We start from the raw sequence: 16,576 nt of genomic DNA, 5'->3' as shown, positions 1-16,576 counted from the left end.
AACTTTTCGCCACCGCCAGACTCGCCGGCAACCCGTCGTGTTCAGCAACAGGTGAGCCAGCAACTATAGTCAACTCGCGCCGTCAGCGCAAGCTGAAGGGCAAGAAGGCTTCTATTATGCTTCATTGACCCGATAAATGTTGCGAAAAACACGAAGCTAACGACAATTTGCGCCAATGTCTTCGGCGATTACTTCACGACTGCGATGCGTTCACGTTTACCTGCCTTGTAGCTGTAAAGCGTCAGTGACCCGTTCTTGATGTCTCCCTTGCTATCGAAAGAAATGCGTCCGGTCACGCCTTTGTAGTCGGCCTTCGCGAGGTAGGGCAGATATCGATCCGGCTCAGCGGATCCAGCTTTCTTGATCGAGTCAGCCAGCACCATGACAGCGTCATATACGTAGGGGGCATACAGCTGCACCTCGCCGCCCGTACGCTTCTTGAAATCAGCGCGGAAAGCTTCCATGCCCTTCTCTTCCTCGCCGGTCACGCCGCCAGCCTCTGCACAGATGACTTGACCGTCGGCCATGCCATCTCCCGCGAGATTGACCAGCCCCTCAGTACAAATACCGTCTCCTCCCATCAGCTTTGCATTGATGCCGAGTTGCTTCATCTGCCGCAGAAGGGGCCCCGCCTGAGCATCCATGCCGCCATAGAAGACGACATCCGGTGCAGCCGACTTCACTGCGGTCAGGATGGCGCTGAACTCTGTCGCCTTGTCGGTAGTGAACTGCGTGGCAACGATTGCCGCGCCTGCCGCCTTGGCAGCCTTGGAGAACTCATCCGCGACGCCTTGTCCGTAGGCAGTGCGATCGTCGATCACCGCAACCTTCTTAGCCTTGAGCTGACTGACTGCGTACTGACCGAGTCGAGCCCCGAGCTGGCTGTCATTGGCGACCACCCGGAAAGTTGTGTTGAAGCCCTGCTGCGTGTACTTGGGCGCAGTTGACGACGGTGAGATCTGCGGAATACCTGCGTCGTAATAAATCTTGGACGCGGGGATCGAGGTACCGGAATTCAGATGCCCGACGACGCCCACCACCTTCGCGTCAACCAGCTTCTGGGCAACGGCCGTGCCCTGACGCGGATCAGCGCCATCGTCTTCGGACACAAGCACGAACTTGGCCTTTTTGCCACCGATGGTGATGCCGGCCTTGTTGAGATCCTCGATCGCCAGCTTGGCGCCAGCTTCGTTGTCCTTGCCCAGATGCGCCTGGCCGCCCGACATCGGCGCCACATGACCGATCTTGATCACCGCTTCCTGAGCCTCGGCATTGCTGGCCACGGCCAGCACACAGAACGCCGGAAGCAGCATGCCCGCAAACTTGTGCATTCGAATCCTCCAGGGGTTGGCACACAGTTGAACCAATCCGATTAGACACCAGTTCCCTTCGTGCGACCGTGCCCTGAACGACAGCACGCGATGGCGTCCGCCACACTTGCGCGACAGCGCGCGAACGCAGCGGACAAAGCTCTTCCGGAGCGGTGGGATACTCGCGCCCTCGCCTCTCCCTCGACTGTTTCGCGCCATGCTGCAAACCATCGAATTCGAACGCCCGGCCCCGCTTGACAACGCCGACGGCCCAGTCTGCGTACCGCCGGCCCCCATCGTCGCCCAGGCTTGGGCGCGTGTGCCGGAACCGCTGTCCACCGAACGTCGGCAAGAACTGCGGCAACGCGCCCGCGACCTGCTGGCCCGGCGGGATGCTGTTCTCGTCGCTCACTACTATGTAGATAGTGATCTGCAAGATCTGGCCGAGGAAACCGGCGGCTGCGTCGCCGACTCGCTCGAAATGGCCCGCTTCGGCCGTGACCATGCGGCGCAGACGCTCATCGTCGCAGGCGTGCGCTTCATGGGAGAGACATCAAAGATACTGAGTCCCGACAAGCGTGTGCTCATGCCCGACCTCGACGCGACCTGCTCACTCGACCTCGGCTGCCCGGTCGATGAATTCACCGCCTTCTGCGACGCGAATCCGGACCGCACCGTCGTCGTGTACGCCAACACGAGCGCTGCCGTGAAGGCGCGCGCCGACTGGACCGTCACCTCCAGCATCGGCCTCGAAATCGTCAAGCACCTGCATGCGCAGGGGAAGAAGATCCTCTGGGCGCCCGACCGGCATCTCGGCGGCTACATCCAGCAGCAGACCGGGGCCGACATGCTTCTGTGGCAGGGCTCCTGCCTCGTGCATGACGAGTTCAAGGGCGTCGAACTGGAATTGCTGCGTCAGGAACACCCGGGGGCCAAGGTGCTCGTGCATCCCGAATCGCCGGCCGCCGTCGTGGCCCAGGCCGATGTGGTCGGCTCGACCTCGCAACTCATCGCGGCAGCCGTCAAGAGCGACGCGACCGAATTCATCGTCGCGACCGACAAGGCGATCCTGCACAAGATGCGCGCCGCCGCGCCCGGCAAGCACTTCGTCGAGGCGCCGACCGCCGGCAACAGTGCCACCTGCAAGAGCTGCGCGCATTGCCCCTGGATGGCGATGAATGGCCTCGAAGGCCTGGTGCGCCTGCTCGAAGCAGCCGAACACGGTGCCGTGCCCGACCATGAGATCAACGTCGATCCTGCGCTCGGCCGCGAGGCCAAGGTGGCGATCGACCGCATGCTCGACTTCGCCGCCGCCCATGCCCGCAAGCCCGCACCCGCCTTCACCAGCGAAGGTTCGCAAGGCTTCGGTCCGGCCTGATCGGCGCTCACTTCGGAAACTCCATGCCCAACACGCCCGATTCCCGCTTCGGCTGGGATGCCGCATTGCAGGCGGCGCTCGATAGCAACGTGGCCACCGTGCTCGCCGAGGATGTCGGCGCCTGCGACCTGACCGGCCTGCTCGTTCCCGAGCACGATGTCTTCAAGGCCCGCGTGCTGCTGCGCGAACGCGCCGTGCTCTGCGGCCGACCGTGGTTCGACGCGGTGATGCGCCGGGTCGATGCGCGCATTCGCGTCGACTGGCAGGCCGACGAGGGCGCGCTGCTGTCGCCCGACACCGTCGTCTGCACGATCGAAGGCCCAGCACGCAGCCTGCTCACCGCCGAACGCAGCGCGCTCAACCTACTGCAACTGCTGTCGGGCACGGCGAGCGCGACGCACGTCTTCGTCGATGCGATCGCCGACGTCGCGGGCAGCCGCGCCCGCATCCTCGACACGCGCAAGACCCTGCCCGGCATGCGGCTCGCGCAGAAGTACGCGGTGCGCGTTGGCGGTGGCGTCAATCAGCGACTCGGCCTGTATGACGCGGTGCTGATCAAGGAGAACCACATCGCCGCCGCCGGCGGCATCGGCCCGGCGCTCGCGGCAGCCTTCGCGCTCGGCGACGAGGTGCCGGTGCAGATCGAGGTCGAGAACCTGAGCCAGCTGCGCGAGGCGCTCGAAGCGGGCGCGAAGTCAGTACTGCTCGACAACTTCAGCACCGGGGCGATGCGCGAGGCCGTGGCGATCAATGACGGGCGCGGTCAGAAGCGTGCGCTGCTCGAAGCCTCGGGCGGCGTCAATCTCGACACCGTGCGCGCCATCGCTGCGACAGGCGTGGACCGCATCTCGATCGGCGGTCTGACCAAGGATCTGCGCGCGACCGACTTCTCGCTACGCATCATCGGCTGAGCTACCGGCCAGAGCAGCGGAACTCGCCTCCGGCACCTGAACCCGATGCCATGAGCCGCAGCAGCCTGCATGCCGCGCGAGGGCACGAGGCGGCCAGTGGGCCGATGGCGGACACGACGGCGCCCACCATGCAGTGGGTGAGCGGGCGCGCCTTCGCTCGGCACCCGCCCCGCAGTTCAGCGGGCCGGTAGCGAGTAGTGCTGCTCGTTCATCAGGTCGACGCCACAGGCCAGCGTCTGCACCCAGTCGATGAATTCGCCGATCGCCGCCCCCGCGAGCGGGGCGCCGTGCTGCGGCACCATGAGCCGGATATCGAGTGGCTTGACCATCCGCGCCCAGTAGCGCAGCACCTTGTTCGACACCATGTAGCGCCGATGGAAGGCCTCCATGCGCGGCAGATGGGGCATGAGCGAAGTGATCGGCGCACGCATGTCGAGTCCAGCGCCGAAGGACGCGCCCAAGTCACCCGAGAACAGGATCTTGCTGATCGGGTCGTAGAACTGGAAGTTGCCCTCGGCGTGCAGGAAGTGCGCCGGCAGCGCGATGAGTTCGCTCGTGCCGAGCGGAATACGCATGCCCTGGTCGGGGATGCCGACGATGCGGCCGTCGGTCTTGCCGCGCTTGCAGAAGTGCGGCGCGAAACGATCCCAGATCTTCGAGATGTAGAGCGTCGCCGACGAGGTGCTGGTCATCCAGCGGTCGAGCGAGGCAATGATGTCGGGGTCGGCATGCGAGGCGACGATGGCGGACAGCTGACTCAGCGGGAAATGGCTCGTCACGCCCAGGTAGAGCTCGTTGTAGGCGAGGTTGCCGCCCGGATCGATGATCGCGCCCGTACCGTTGTTGATGATCAGGAACTGGTTGGACTGGACGGCCTGGTCGCTCTCGTGACCGAGGTCGGTGAACATCAGACAGGCGTGCTGCGCGTCGCGATACAGCTCGACGGACATGGGTGACTCCGGTGGTCGGATAAAGGCGGACGGACACGGTAAATGCCGTCGCGATCACGGTCGATTGACAGTTGTCAACGGTGCCGGGCACACCTGCGGGGACCCGCTCACCGCGTGACCAACCTCACGTTTTCGCGCGCGGAACAAGCACGCTGGGCACAGCCACATCGGCGGTTGCGGGCCAGTCGCGCGTGGTGTGCAGGCCGCGGCTTTCATGTCGCCCCATCGCGCAATCGACGATGAGCGCGGCCACTTCCACCAGATTGCGCAGTTCAAGCAGGTCGCGCGTGACGCGGAAGTTGGCGTAGTAGTCATCGATCTCGTGGCGCAGCAGCTCGATGCGCGCCTTCGCGCGCTCCAGCCGCTTGGTCGTGCGCACGATACCGACGTAATTCCACATCGTGCGGCGCAGCTCGTCCCAGTTCTGAGTGATGACCACTTCCTCGTCGGCATCGGTCACGCGGCTTTCGTCCCAGGGGCGCAGCGCGCGCGGCGGACGCGGCGGACGCGCGAGGATGTCGTCGGCGGCCGAGCGGCCGAGCACCAAGCATTCGAGCAGCGAATTGCTCGCGAGCCGGTTGGCGCCGTGCAGGCCGGTACAGGCGGTCTCGCCCACGGCGTAGAGGCCTGCCACGTCGGTGCGGCCGGCCAGATCGGTGACGACGCCGCCGCAGGTGTAGTGCGCCGCCGGCACGACCGGAATCGGCTCCTTCGTGATGTCGATGCCGAAGCCGAGACAGGTCGCGTGGATGGTCGGAAAATGTTCCTTCACGAACTCCGGCGACTGATGGCTGATGTCGAGATGCACATAGTCGAGGCCGCGCTTCTTCATCTCGAAGTCGATGCTGCGGGCGACGATGTCGCGCGGCGCGAGTTCGAGCCGCGCGTCATGCTCGGGCATGAAGCGCTTGCCGGCGTCCTTGCCCGCGCCTGGCGGCAGCTTGAGGATGCCGCCCTCGCCGCGCACCGCCTCGCTGATGAGAAAGCTCTTGGCGTAGGGGTGGTAGAGGCAGGTCGGGTGGAACTGGATGAACTCCATGTTGCTCACGCGGCAGCCGGCGCGCCAGGCCATCGCGATGCCGTCACCGGTCGCGGTGTCGGGGTTGGTCGTGTAGAGGTAGACCTTGCCCGCACCGCCGCAGGCCAGCACCGTGTCCGAGGCCGCGAGCGTGTGCACGTGACCGGTCTGCTCGTCCTGCACGTACATGCCGCGGCAGCGTCCCTCCTCGACGATGAGATCGACGCCCATGTGATGCTCGAACAGCGTGATGTTCGGCTGGTTGCGCACGAGTTGTTCGAGCGTGACCTGCACCGCATGCCCCGTCGCGTCAGCCGCATGGATGATGCGGCGATGGCTGTGCCCACCCTCGCGCGTGAGGTGGTAGCCGAACTCGGTCGTCGCATCGCGCGTGAAGGGCACGCCCAGGCGGATGAGCCAGGCGATCGCCGACTTGCCGTGCTCGACGATGAAGCGCGTGGCGGCCTCGTCGCAGAGGCCCGCGCCGGCGACCAACGTGTCGCGCACGTGATCATCGATGCTGTCGCCCGCGTCGAGTACCGCCGCGATGCCGCCCTGAGCCCAGTTGCTCGCGCCGTCGAGCAGCGCCTGCTTGGTCACGACCGCGACCTTGCGGTGCGCGGCCAGATGCAGCGCCACCGACAGACCCGCGAGGCCGCTGCCGACCACCACCACGTCAAAGCTGTATTGCGTATTCATGTTCATGCCGGCAGTGCCTCGGGCTCGAAGTCCTCGCTGGGCCAGACGATCTCGTTCTGCTCGGCCACGAGGGGAAGATCACGGCTGCCCGGCGGCGTCTTGCTCACGAGCGCGTAGAGCACGCGCACCGCGTGCGACAGCGCCTTCGGATAGCGCGCACCGTGCAGCAGCATGCCGAGGAACACGGCCGAGAACACGTCGCCCATGCCGTTGGGCAGCGGGTCGATGTCGATGTAGGGCGTGTCGATCTTCCAGGCGTGCGGACCGGCCACGCACAGCGTCCGTAGCGCGCCAGCCGGCACGTCGGGCGTGCGCAGGCTGGTGATGACGACGACACGCGGCCCGAGCGAGCGCGCGAGCGCGGCGGCATCACTGGTGGAATCGAGCGGCCGGCCGACGATCTGCTCGAACTCGAACTGGTTGGGCGTGATCACGTCGGCCATCGGCACGGCGCGGTCACGCTGGAATTCGGTGATGCCCTCGCGCACGAACACGCCGCGCCCCACATCTCCGATGACCGGATCGCAGCAGTACATGAAGTCGTCGGCGACGGCGCCGCGCGCCTCGCGGATCTCGCGCACCGCGTCGAGGATGACCTCGCCGATGGCGGCATCGCCCAGATAACCCGACAGCACCGCGCGACAGCGCGCGAGCATGCCGCGCGCGCGCAAGCCATCGACGATGGAGCGCACATGCTCGGCCGTGAACACCTGGCCGGTGAAGGCGCCATGCCCGGTGTGGTTGGAGAACTGCACGGTGTGGATGGCGAGCGGTTCGATCCCGAGACGTTGCATCGGGAAGACCGCGGCGGCGTTGCCGACATGACCGCAAGCCACATGCGACTGGATGGACAGCACCAGTGGCGGCGTTGCGGTGTCGAGGGTAGCGGTGTTCATCGGATGGCTTTGGCGACCGGGCTCGACGGCGATCGACGCGAACGCCTCGTCGGCCCAGCCTGAAATTATGACGCCGTGACGAATGTCGCGTGGCCGCGGCGCCTTCTGCCGTGTGCATGCGCGCGCCACGATGCGACATCCGCGCCTTCCGACAACGGGCTTGCCCGGGGGTTCATGCAAACGGCGCGTCGGGTTCGCGCAGGCACAATCGACCCCGGAGAAGAGCGAGGAGAACACAACGATGATGACAGCGATCCTGACCGACATCCACGCGAACCGCGAGGCCTTCGAGGCCTGCCTGGCTCATGCAGAACGTCTGGGCGCCACGCGCCACGTGCTGCTCGGCGACTTCGTCGGCTATGGCGCCGACCCGGGCTGGGTGGTGGACAAGGTGATGGCGCTGGTCGAGGCCGGCGCCACCGCCGTCATCGGCAATCACGACCTCGCCGCGACCGGCGGCCTGCGCACGCCGATGTCGGCGCCAGCCCAGCGCGCGCTCGACTGGACGCGCGCCCAACTCACGCTGGCGCAATCGGAGTTTCTCGCCGCCCTGCCCTACGAGGTCGAGGACGGCCCGCTGCTCTATGTGCATGCCAACGCGTGGAAGCCCGACGGCTTCGAGTACATCGACGGCGTAGTCGAGGCCGGGCGCAGCATGCGTGCAACGAAAGCGCGCATCACCTTCTGCGGCCACGTGCATCAGCCGGCCGTCTATCACATGGGCATCAACCAGCGGGTCGAGCACTTTGCGCCGATTCCGGGCAGCGCCCTGCCCCTGAGCGCGGCGCGGCGCTGGCTCGTGCTGCCCGGTTCCTGCGGCCAGCCGCGCGACGGCAATCCGGCCGCCTGCTATGCGCTGTTCGACGAGGTGACGGGCCTGCTCACGACGCAGCGCGTGCCCTACGACCATCCGGCCGCCGCCGCCAAGGTGCGCGCAGCCGGCTTCGCCGCGCCCGGCGATCTTTCCGCAATCGGCCGCTGATCATGCTGGGCGTGCGCAAGCTCGCGCCGGGCATGCTCGTGGACGGCTATCGCATCGAGGCGCATCTGCACAGCGGCGGCATGGCCGCGCTCTGGAAGGTCACGCGCGACGACCTGCCCGAGCCGGCGGTGATGAAGACGCCCGCGCTCAGCGATCCGTCCGACCCGACCGGCATCGTCAGCTTCGAGGTCGAGCAGATGATCATGCCGGTGCTCACCGGGCCGCATGTGCCGCGCTATCTCGGCGCTGGCGGCTTCGAGGAACAGCCCTACATCGTCATGGAAATGCTGCACGGCGATTCGCTGCGCGCGCGTTTCGACCAGGCGCCGCTGCCGCTCGACGAGGTGGCGCGCATTGGTAGCCTGGTGGCGACCGCGCTGCATGCGCTGCATCACCAGCGCGTGATCCATTTCGACATCAAGCCGAGCAACGTGATGTTCCGGCGCGGCCCGGACGGCGAGCCGGCGCAGGCGGTGCTCATCGACTTCGGCCTCGCGCGCCACGAGCGGCTGCCCGACCTGCTGGCCGAGGAATTCCGCGTGCCGATGGGTACCGGCCCATACATCTCGCCGGAACAGGTGCTGCGCCAGCGCACCGATCCGCGCAGCGACCTGTTCTCGCTCGGCGTGCTGCTGTACCACCTCGCGACCGGGCAGCGGCCGTTCGGCTTTCCGAGCACGGTGTCGGGCCTGCGCAAGCGGCTGTGGCAGCTGCCGGTGCCACCCCGCAAGCTGCGGCCGGAGATCGCACCCTGGCTGCAGGAGGTGATCCTGCGCTGCCTCGAAGTCGATCCCGAGGAGCGCTACGGCAGCGCGGCCCAGCTCGCGTTCGATCTCGCGCATCCCGACGAGGTGCAGCTCACCGACCGCGCCGACCGCACCAAAGGCAACGGCTGGCTCGACGGCTTCCGCAAGCGCTTGCGCGCGATGACGCCGGAGGAGGCGGCGCAGTCGGTTTCCACGCAACTGGCCCGCGCGCCGATCATCATGGCCGCGATCGACGTGACCCAGGAACACGAAGCACTCGCCGACGCGGTGCGCGCAATGGTTCGCCAGGCGATGCAGGCGCTGCCGAACGCGCGCGTCGCCTGCGTGACAGTGCTGCGCACCAATCGCATTGGCATGGATCAGACCACCGACAGCGACGGCCGCAACCTGCATGTGCGCCGCCTGATCGAGCTTCAGCACTGGGCCAGGCCGCTCGGGCTGCCGCCCGGACGCGCAACCTTCCACGTGCTCGAGTCGCCCGACCTCGCCGACGCGCTGCTCCAGTACGCGACCGACAACCGCGTCGACCAGATCGTGATCGGCTCGCGTGGGCCGAGCGCGCTCAAGCGCTATCTCGGCGCCGTCTCGACCGCGGTCGTCTCGCGCGCCGAATGCACGGTGACGGTGGTGCGCGTGAACTGAGGCGCGGCAGAGGCTGTGCTAGCGTCGGCCCGCTGCCGGCGCGCGAGACGTGCTGCCCGTGACCCGCGCTCGTCTGCGTCCCTTGTTCATCAACACATCCAGCCTCCGCCATGCCCGCGTCGATCCGCTACACGATTGCAGCCCGCCACCCCGAAGCGCATCTGTTCGAAGTCAGGCTTGCCATCGACCCGCCGGCCGATGCCGCCGCCGACGTGACGGTTGCCCTGCCCGCGTGGATTCCCGGCAGCTACATGATCCGCGAGTTCGCGCGCCACATCGTGTCGATCGAGGCTCGCGCACTTGGCGCCGATGGTGCAAAGGCCGGTCGCAGGCTCGCCCTCACCAAGCTCGACAAGCAGACCTGGCGCGTCGCGGCCAGCAGGCACGGCGTGCTGCTGCGCTACGAGGTCTATGCCTGGGATGCGAGCGTGCGCGCGGCGCTGCTCGATGACACGCGCGGCTTCTTCAACGGCACGAGCGTGTTCCTGCGCGTGGTCGGGCGAGAGGACGAGCCGGTCAGCGTCGACATCGAAGCGCCGGGCGGTGCACTCGCGTCATGGAAGGTCGCCACCGCGCTGCGGCCCGACAGCGGCAAGGGGGCCGCCCGGCCAATGGGCTTCGGCCGGTACGTCGCCGCCGACTACGATGAACTCGTTGATCATCCGGTCGAACTGGGCCATTTCGACTGGATCGAGTTCGAGGCCCACGGCGTGCCACACGGCGTTGCCATCAGCGGCGCGGACGGCAAGCTCGACCGCGCCCGGATCGCGGCGGACTTCAAGCGCATCTGCGAAGCCCAGATCGCCTTCTTCGAGCCGAAGTCGCGCAAGGCGCCGATGGACCGCTACGTGTTTATGGTCAACGCCGTGCCGGATGGCTATGGCGGTCTGGAACACCGCGCCTCGACTGCGCTTATCTGCACGCCCGAAAGTCTGCCCACCGTCGACAAGTCCGAAACGAGCGACGCCTATCGCAACTTCCTCGGGCTGGTGTCGCACGAGTACTTCCACACCTGGAACGTCAAGCGCATCAAGCCGCAAGCGTTTGCACGCTACGACTTTGACCGCGAACAGCACACCCGCCTGCTGTGGATCTTCGAAGGCTTCACGAGCTACTACGACGATCTTTTCCTCGTGCGCACCGGCCTCGTCGATCGCCCGCAATACCTGCGCATGCTGACCAAGACGATCAACGATGTCGCGCGCGGCCCCGGCCGTTTGCGCATGAGCGTGGCCGACAGCTCCTTCGACGCCTGGACCAAGTACTACCGCCAGGACGAGAACTCGCCCAACGAGATCGTCAGCTACTACCAGAAGGGCTCGCTCGTCGCGCTCGCGCTCGACCTGCTCATCCGCCGCGAATCAGCAGGCAGGCATTCCCTCGATGACGTGATGCGCCTGCTCTGGCAGCGCCTCGGCCGCGACTTCTACAGCCTGTCGCCCGACGGACGCCATGGACTCGCAGAAGATGAATTTCCGACATTGGTTATGGAAGCCACCGGCGTCGACGTGCACGATGCTGTCCACGCATTTGCCTATGGCTGCGACGACCTTCCGCTCGCGGCACTGCTAGGGAGCATCGGCATCGACTCGGCGAGCAAGACCTCGACTGCCGCATCTCTGGGTATCAAGACGCGCAGTTCGGGCAGCGACTGCCTTATCACCACCGTGTACCGGGATAGCGCCGCCATGCGCGCGGGCTTATCTGCCGGCGACGTGATCGTCGCCATCAACGGACGCCGGGTCACGCATACAAATCTTGGCCCCCTGACGGAACGGCATCAGCCTGGTGAAATCGTCGAGGTCACCGGCTTCCGGCGCGACCAGCTGTTCCAGCGCCAGTTGCGCCTGGGCTCGAGTGAGTCCGCCGTTGAACTCCGCCCGGGCATCGACCCCACGCTCAGCAACGCCTGGCTCGAAGCCGCACCTCCGAAAACGAGGCGCCGTAGCAAATCAGCGTGAGGCCGTGCCGAACCCGAACAATCTGGCCAGGGCCTCACCTGGCTCCGGCGCACGCATGAACGCCTCTCCGACCAGAAAGCTGTTGACGCCGGCACCGCGCATCAGTTCGACATCCGCCGCGGAAAGGATTCCACTCTCGGTCACCACGAGACGATCCGCGGGAACCTGGGCTAGCAGCCCGAGCGTCGTTGCCAGACTGGTTTCGAACGTGCGCAGATTGCGGTTGTTGATGCCAACCAGCGGAGTCCGTAGCTTGAGCGCACGCTCAAGCTCGGCCCCATCGTGCACCTCGACGAGCACGTCCAAGCCATAGTCGAACGCCGTGGACTCAAGAGCCGCCAACTGAGAGTCATCAAGCGCGGCGACGATCAGGAGAATGGCATCCGCCCCCCAGGCACGCGCCTCGGCGATCTGCCATTCGTCGACGATGAAATCCTTGCGAATGATCGGCAACCGGCACGCAGCACGCGCAGCCTTAAGATCGGCAGCATCGCCCCTGAAGTAGTCGCGATCGGTCAATACGCTCATGCAAGCTGCCCCATGCAGCTCATAGCTTCGTGCAATGGCCGCGGCATCGAATGATTCACGCAAGAGCCCCTTGGAAGGCGATGCGCGCTTGGCCTCAGCGATCACACCAGCGATTCCGCACTCGGACTTGGAAATCAGCGCACGCGCAAAACCCAAGGGCGGAGCTGCGGAGCGTGCGTCTACGTCAAGTTCCACGAAGCTCTGCCGCTGCCTGGCGGCAATGACTTCTTCGTGCTTTGTTGCCAGGATTTTCTTGAGAATGTCGCTCATAAGATCTGGGCAGCGAAGGCTGCCTTGGCTTTGTTCGGTCGGCTACGGTCAGTGATGTGACTGGCAAGCCAAGGGGGGGAATGCTATCTTTCGAAGATAGTTCCGAATTGGGTAAACCATCGGTGCCTACGCGCCGCGAGATCAAGCATGTCCAGTATACCGACGCAGCTTTCCCCAGGCATTGAGATTGCTGCACTGCGCAATAAATGCTCAACCTGCAGCATGCATGAGCTGTGCTTGCCCGTGGGTCTGGACGTTGACGACATGCGTCGACTTGATTCTGTCATTACGAAACGTCGTCGCGTATTGAAAGGCGAAATGCTTTTCAGGATGGGAGAGCGTTTCACGAATCTTTACGCGGTTCGCGTTGGTCATTTCAAGACGACTCATATCGATTCGACGGGCCTTGAGCAAGTGACCGGCTTTCAAATGGCCGGAGAACTGCTTGGATTTGACGCGATTGCGACCGAGAGCCATCACTGCAACGCCGTAGCCCTCGAAGACTCGGAAGTTTGCGAACTTCCATTTAGTCGGATTGAGGATCTTTCTAGAGAGATACCGAATCTTCAAAGGCACTTTCACCGCATGATGAGTCAGGAGATCACTCGCGAGCAGGGTCTCATGTTGATGCTCGGCGCCATGCGTGCTGAACAACGCCTAGCGGCTTTCTTGGTGAATCTTGCTACTCGCTATGCAAGGCGCGGTTATTCTGCAAAAGCTTTTCAACTTCGCATGACTCGTGAAGAGATTGGCAGCTATCTCGGGCTGACGATTGAAAGCATCAGCAGGCTGCTCACCCGTTTTCGCAAACAAGGTCTCATTGCAGTAGCGCACAAGGAAATTGTGCTGTTGGACATCGAGGGGCTCAAAACTCTCATCTCCACTACTAATAACAGCGAGTCACTGTCCATCAAACCCTGTGATTAAACGGGCTTTCTGGAACATCGCGTATCAGCATGCATGTCATTGCAGACGAAAGCGCGCACAGTGACCAAAATGCCAAAAACCCCATCGTATACAGCGCCAGAGAATTGACTGGCAGCAAGTATCCGAAAATCGTCAAATCCGACGGTTCAAATATTGCAAAAAAAGAGACGTCAGCGAATGCAGCCATCAGAAACGATGGCCAAAGCACCTGCAAAAGCTTCAACATGACGCCTCCGAGTTTTAACAGTTGGCGGTTCTGGCAATAACAGAACCTCCCACCGATTATTTGTCTGCAGACTGTACTCCAACAACTATTTTTGCCGACTTAGGCCATTCCCCAGTCAAACGCCACCGATCACCATCCTGCAATTGCAGTTGATAAGACACATCCTTGAGAAGAGGCGCTGCAGCGACATACACTCCCCTTCCATTTGCAAGGGATTTTGCAACTAGCTGCACCTTGATGTCCTCAGAGGCAAGCGTTGGATGAGTCAGTAGCAATCCAATCACGGGGGGCCACGCATAAGCCGCATCCCCAATCAGCCGAACTTCCAACTGGCCATCTGCGACAATTTCAAGATCGGCCTTCAACCCCAATTGAGCCGCAGCACGGTCACGCTGTATCGACTGATTAATTGCGTTGCCCTGTTTGTAATAGTCGTCGACTACTAACGCTTCCGGACGAGTCACAGCCAGCCAAATCGTGACACTGCCCGCAATGAGCACTGCAACCGGACCGGCAGCCAAAGCCCACGGCCAGAATTGGCGATACCACGGCCGCTGAGCAGTTGAAATCGTGTTCATTTGCTTATCCGACATGTCAGGGCAAGTAGAAGACTGACTTTTCGCTCGTTGACTGCACTGGCGATTCTAGGCTCTCCACCACAAACTCCACCTTGTTGGAACCGCGTTCGCCGCTGCCCATCGGAGCTGCGACCTCAATCGCAACAGCACGTGTGGTAATCGCCTCCACTTCAATGAGCTGTGCGCCTTGCACGTGAATACCGGGGATACCGTTGACCATGACTCGATACCTATGCGGTGCCTCGTCAGTATTCATGATCTTGAGTTGATAAACGTTGGCTATCTCACCGCCCTCTATCTCACGCGCAAGCACTCCCCTATCTCTGATCACATCAACTTTCAACGGGTTTCGATTGATCAGCGTACCTATCCAAGCCCCTACGATCACAAACAAGACGACGGTGTAAATCAATGTGCGCGGACGAAGGATATGCTTCACCACGTGCTTGTCTGGATATTTGCCTTCAAGTGCATTTTCAGTGGTGTAACGAATCAGTCCTCGCGGGTAATTCATCTTCTCCATGATGTCATCGCATCCGTCGATGCAAGCACCGCAGCCAATGCACTCATATTGAAGACCGTTTCGAATATCGATACCGGTCGGACAAACCTGTACGCAAACACCACAATCGACGCAATCACCGAACCCTTGCGACCGATGGTCGAGCTTACGAGGGCGCGAACCGCGTGGATCACCTCTCGCTGCATCATAAGTGACGACAAGAGTGTCACGGTCAAACATCGAACTCTGAAAACGCGCATACGGGCACATGTACTTGCATACCTGCTCCCGCATAAAACCAGCCTGCAAAATCGTGAATCCTGCATAAAAGAGCATCCAGAATAACGACCAGCCGCTCACATCCAAATGCACAACCTCCGATAACAACTCTCGAATTGGAGTGAAATATCCCACGAAAGTGAAACCAGTCCACAATCCAATAACCGCCCAAATGCTGAATTTTGCCAAACGCAAACCAATCTTGCGCCCATCCCATGGCGACTCGTCCAGACGCATGCGTTTGTGGCGATCACCTTCGATCAGACGCTCCACCCACGTGAATATCTCGGTATAGACCGTTTGTGGACAGGCATAACCACAAAACAGACGGCCAGCAATTGCCGTAAACAAGAACAATGCATATGCCGAGATGATCAGCAATCCGGTCAGATAAATAAAATCCTGCGGCCAGAGCACAAAGCCAAAAATATAGAATTTGCGCTCGGTGAGATGAAAAAGTACCGCTTGGCGATCATTCCACTGCAGCCAAGCGGTGCCGTAAAAAATGATCTGGGTAAACCAGACCAATGCCCAACGCCAGCGGTCAAACCAGCCATTTTTTATGGCTCTTGGATAAATCTTGATGCGCTTCTGATAAAGGCTACGTCCATCATCCTTGACATCAGTTCCTGCCGCGGACTTCTCGGAAGTCCCCTTCAATGCAAAAGAGGCCGCTTGCGGTTGCGAAGCGGCCTCCTTGGAGGAATTGACTGCAGCATCACTGGACGATACGCCCTGCTGCTTACTTTCACTACCCATTTAAGTCTCCTCGGCCGGGAGGGCACATTGACCCTCCCGGCTGAAACTGCCCAGCAATACCTTATTGAACCATAGCGGTCTTTGCCGGAGCTTCCGGCTTGTTCGACAGGCTCCATACGTAAGCGGCGATCAGATGGATCTTGGCTTCGCCCAGGAAGGCACGGAAAGACGGCATTTGATTGGTACGGCCAAGTGTGATCGTTTCAGTGATGGTTTGTGCGGAACCACCATACAGCCACGTCTTGTCAGTCAGGTTCGGGGCTCCAATGGCCGGGTTGCCCTTGCCTTCGGGACCATGACATGCGGCACAGGCTACGAACTTGTCTTTGGCGAGTGCTGCCTTGACTGAGTCGTGTCCAGAGCCGGAAAGACTGAGAACATATTGCGCCATGTTGGCCACATCATCTGCAGTACCGAGCACCGCTGCCATCGAAGGCATGGCAGCCATCCGGCCATTCAGGATCGTTTGCTCGATGTATTCAGCAGATCCCTCACCCAGCCAGTCCTTGTCGGTCAGATTCGGGAAGCCCTTGGCTCCACGAGCATCAGAACCGTGACATTGCGAGCAATAGGTCAGGAAAAGACGCTCGCCGATCTGGTGCGCCTGCTGGTCCGCCGCGACCTCCTTCAGATCGAGCTTGGCATAGCGATCGAAGATCGGGTCAAACTGCTGGCTGGCCTTAACAACCTCGGCATCGTATTGACCCGTGGACGACCAGCCCAGCGAACCCTTGTTCGAACCCAAGCCCGGATACAGATAGAGATAGGCAAAGCCGAACACAATAGTGATGACGAAAAGCCACACCCACCAGGACGGCAACGGGTTGTTGTACTCCTCAAGAGTTTCGTCCCACGTATGCCCCATGGTTTCCACCGGCCCCTTGACCTTCGCGGTCATATTGGACCAGAGCACCCACGCGCACCCAAGAATGCCGGTAATCGTGATACCGGCAATGTAGTAGCTCCAGAAGCCGCTCAGAAAGTCAGCCATTT

14 protein-coding genes are annotated in these 16,576 nt (G+C 62.5%); 6 read left to right on the top strand and 8 right to left on the bottom strand.

Features of this window, described 5'->3' with window-relative positions; all coding sequences use genetic code 11:
* Positions 1-188: 188 nt before the first annotated feature.
* The gene (locus H566_RS0117030) at positions 189-1,331 is read right to left on the bottom strand and encodes a branched-chain amino acid ABC transporter substrate-binding protein (protein WP_028312377.1); all 1,143 of its coding nucleotides are present in this window, start codon (positions 1,329-1,331) and stop codon (positions 189-191) included.
* 196 nt (positions 1,332-1,527) lie between these two features.
* Here H566_RS0117030 and nadA point away from each other — a divergent pair, with 196 nt between their 5' ends.
* Positions 1,528-2,688: a quinolinate synthase NadA gene (nadA, locus tag H566_RS0117025; protein WP_034412072.1), complete on the top strand. Its 1,161-nt coding sequence runs from the start codon at positions 1,528-1,530 to the stop codon at positions 2,686-2,688.
* A gap of 23 nt (positions 2,689-2,711) precedes the next feature.
* A complete protein-coding gene (gene nadC / locus H566_RS0117020) occupies positions 2,712-3,599 on the top strand; it encodes a carboxylating nicotinate-nucleotide diphosphorylase (protein WP_028312375.1) in 888 nt (295 codons plus the stop codon).
* Between the two features lie 176 nt (positions 3,600-3,775).
* Here the strand turns inward: nadC and H566_RS25960 are convergent, their stop codons facing one another.
* The 3 genes from H566_RS25960 to pdxY form a co-directional block, all read right to left on the bottom strand.
* Positions 3,776-4,549 carry an oxygen-binding di-iron domain-containing protein gene (locus tag H566_RS25960; protein WP_034412071.1) on the bottom strand — a complete coding sequence of 258 codons (774 nt, stop codon included), beginning with the start codon at positions 4,547-4,549 and terminating at the stop codon, positions 3,776-3,778.
* A 124-nt stretch (positions 4,550-4,673) separates the two neighbouring features.
* Positions 4,674-6,272, bottom strand: coding sequence for an L-aspartate oxidase (gene nadB / locus H566_RS0117010; protein WP_028312374.1), 1,599 nt, complete (start codon positions 6,270-6,272; stop codon positions 4,674-4,676).
* Positions 6,269-7,162 carry a pyridoxal kinase PdxY gene (pdxY, locus tag H566_RS0117005; RefSeq protein WP_028312373.1) on the bottom strand — a complete coding sequence of 298 codons (894 nt, stop codon included), beginning with the start codon at positions 7,160-7,162 and terminating at the stop codon, positions 6,269-6,271. Before pdxY ends, nadB begins: the two co-directional genes overlap by 4 nt.
* Before the next feature lie 241 nt (positions 7,163-7,403).
* Here pdxY and H566_RS0117000 point away from each other — a divergent pair, with 241 nt between their 5' ends.
* The 3 genes from H566_RS0117000 (at position 7,404) to H566_RS25955 (ending at position 11,514) form a co-directional block, all read left to right on the top strand.
* Positions 7,404-8,144 carry a metallophosphoesterase family protein gene (locus H566_RS0117000; RefSeq protein WP_028312372.1) on the top strand — a complete coding sequence of 247 codons (741 nt, stop codon included), beginning with the start codon at positions 7,404-7,406 and terminating at the stop codon, positions 8,142-8,144.
* A gap of 2 nt (positions 8,145-8,146) precedes the next feature.
* Positions 8,147-9,553, top strand: coding sequence for a serine/threonine protein kinase (locus tag H566_RS0116995; protein WP_028312371.1), 1,407 nt, complete (start codon positions 8,147-8,149; stop codon positions 9,551-9,553).
* Positions 9,554-9,663: 110 nt separating this feature from the next.
* On the top strand, positions 9,664-11,514 hold the full coding sequence (locus tag H566_RS25955) for a M61 family metallopeptidase (RefSeq protein WP_051378903.1): 1,851 nt from the start codon (positions 9,664-9,666) through the stop codon (positions 11,512-11,514).
* Here the strand turns inward: H566_RS25955 and trpC are convergent.
* Complete coding sequence (gene trpC, locus H566_RS0116985) at positions 11,506-12,312, bottom strand: indole-3-glycerol phosphate synthase TrpC (RefSeq protein WP_028312370.1); 807 nt, start codon at positions 12,310-12,312, stop codon at positions 11,506-11,508. The genes H566_RS25955 and trpC overlap by 9 nt on opposite strands.
* A 147-nt stretch (positions 12,313-12,459) precedes the next feature.
* Here trpC and fnr point away from each other — a divergent pair, with 147 nt between their 5' ends.
* Positions 12,460-13,239: a fumarate/nitrate reduction transcriptional regulator Fnr gene (fnr, locus tag H566_RS28540; RefSeq protein WP_084545228.1), complete on the top strand. Its 780-nt coding sequence runs from the start codon at positions 12,460-12,462 to the stop codon at positions 13,237-13,239.
* A gap of 282 nt (positions 13,240-13,521) precedes the next feature.
* Here fnr and H566_RS28530 read toward each other — a convergent pair whose 3' ends face one another.
* From H566_RS28530 to ccoP, 3 genes are all read right to left on the bottom strand, one after another.
* Positions 13,522-14,043, bottom strand: a complete 522-nt coding sequence (locus tag H566_RS28530) for a FixH family protein (RefSeq protein ID WP_169732549.1) — start codon at positions 14,041-14,043, stop codon at positions 13,522-13,524.
* Between the two features lie 16 nt (positions 14,044-14,059).
* The gene (gene ccoG, locus H566_RS28525) at positions 14,060-15,583 is read right to left on the bottom strand and encodes a cytochrome c oxidase accessory protein CcoG (RefSeq protein ID WP_084545226.1); all 1,524 of its coding nucleotides are present in this window, start codon (positions 15,581-15,583) and stop codon (positions 14,060-14,062) included.
* 61 nt (positions 15,584-15,644) lie between these two features.
* The gene (gene ccoP, locus H566_RS0116980; RefSeq protein ID WP_028312369.1) at positions 15,645-16,574 is read right to left on the bottom strand and encodes a cytochrome-c oxidase, cbb3-type subunit III; all 930 of its coding nucleotides are present in this window, start codon (positions 16,572-16,574) and stop codon (positions 15,645-15,647) included.
* Between the last annotated feature and the right edge of the window lie 2 nt (positions 16,575-16,576).

Origin of the sequence: Derxia gummosa DSM 723, from assembly GCF_000482785.1 — a bacterium.
In the GTDB taxonomy this organism is placed as follows: Bacteria; Pseudomonadota; Gammaproteobacteria; order Burkholderiales; family Burkholderiaceae_E; genus Derxia; species Derxia gummosa.
Note: the sequence above shows the minus strand (reverse complement) of the source record. Positions and strands in the feature narration are given on the sequence as shown.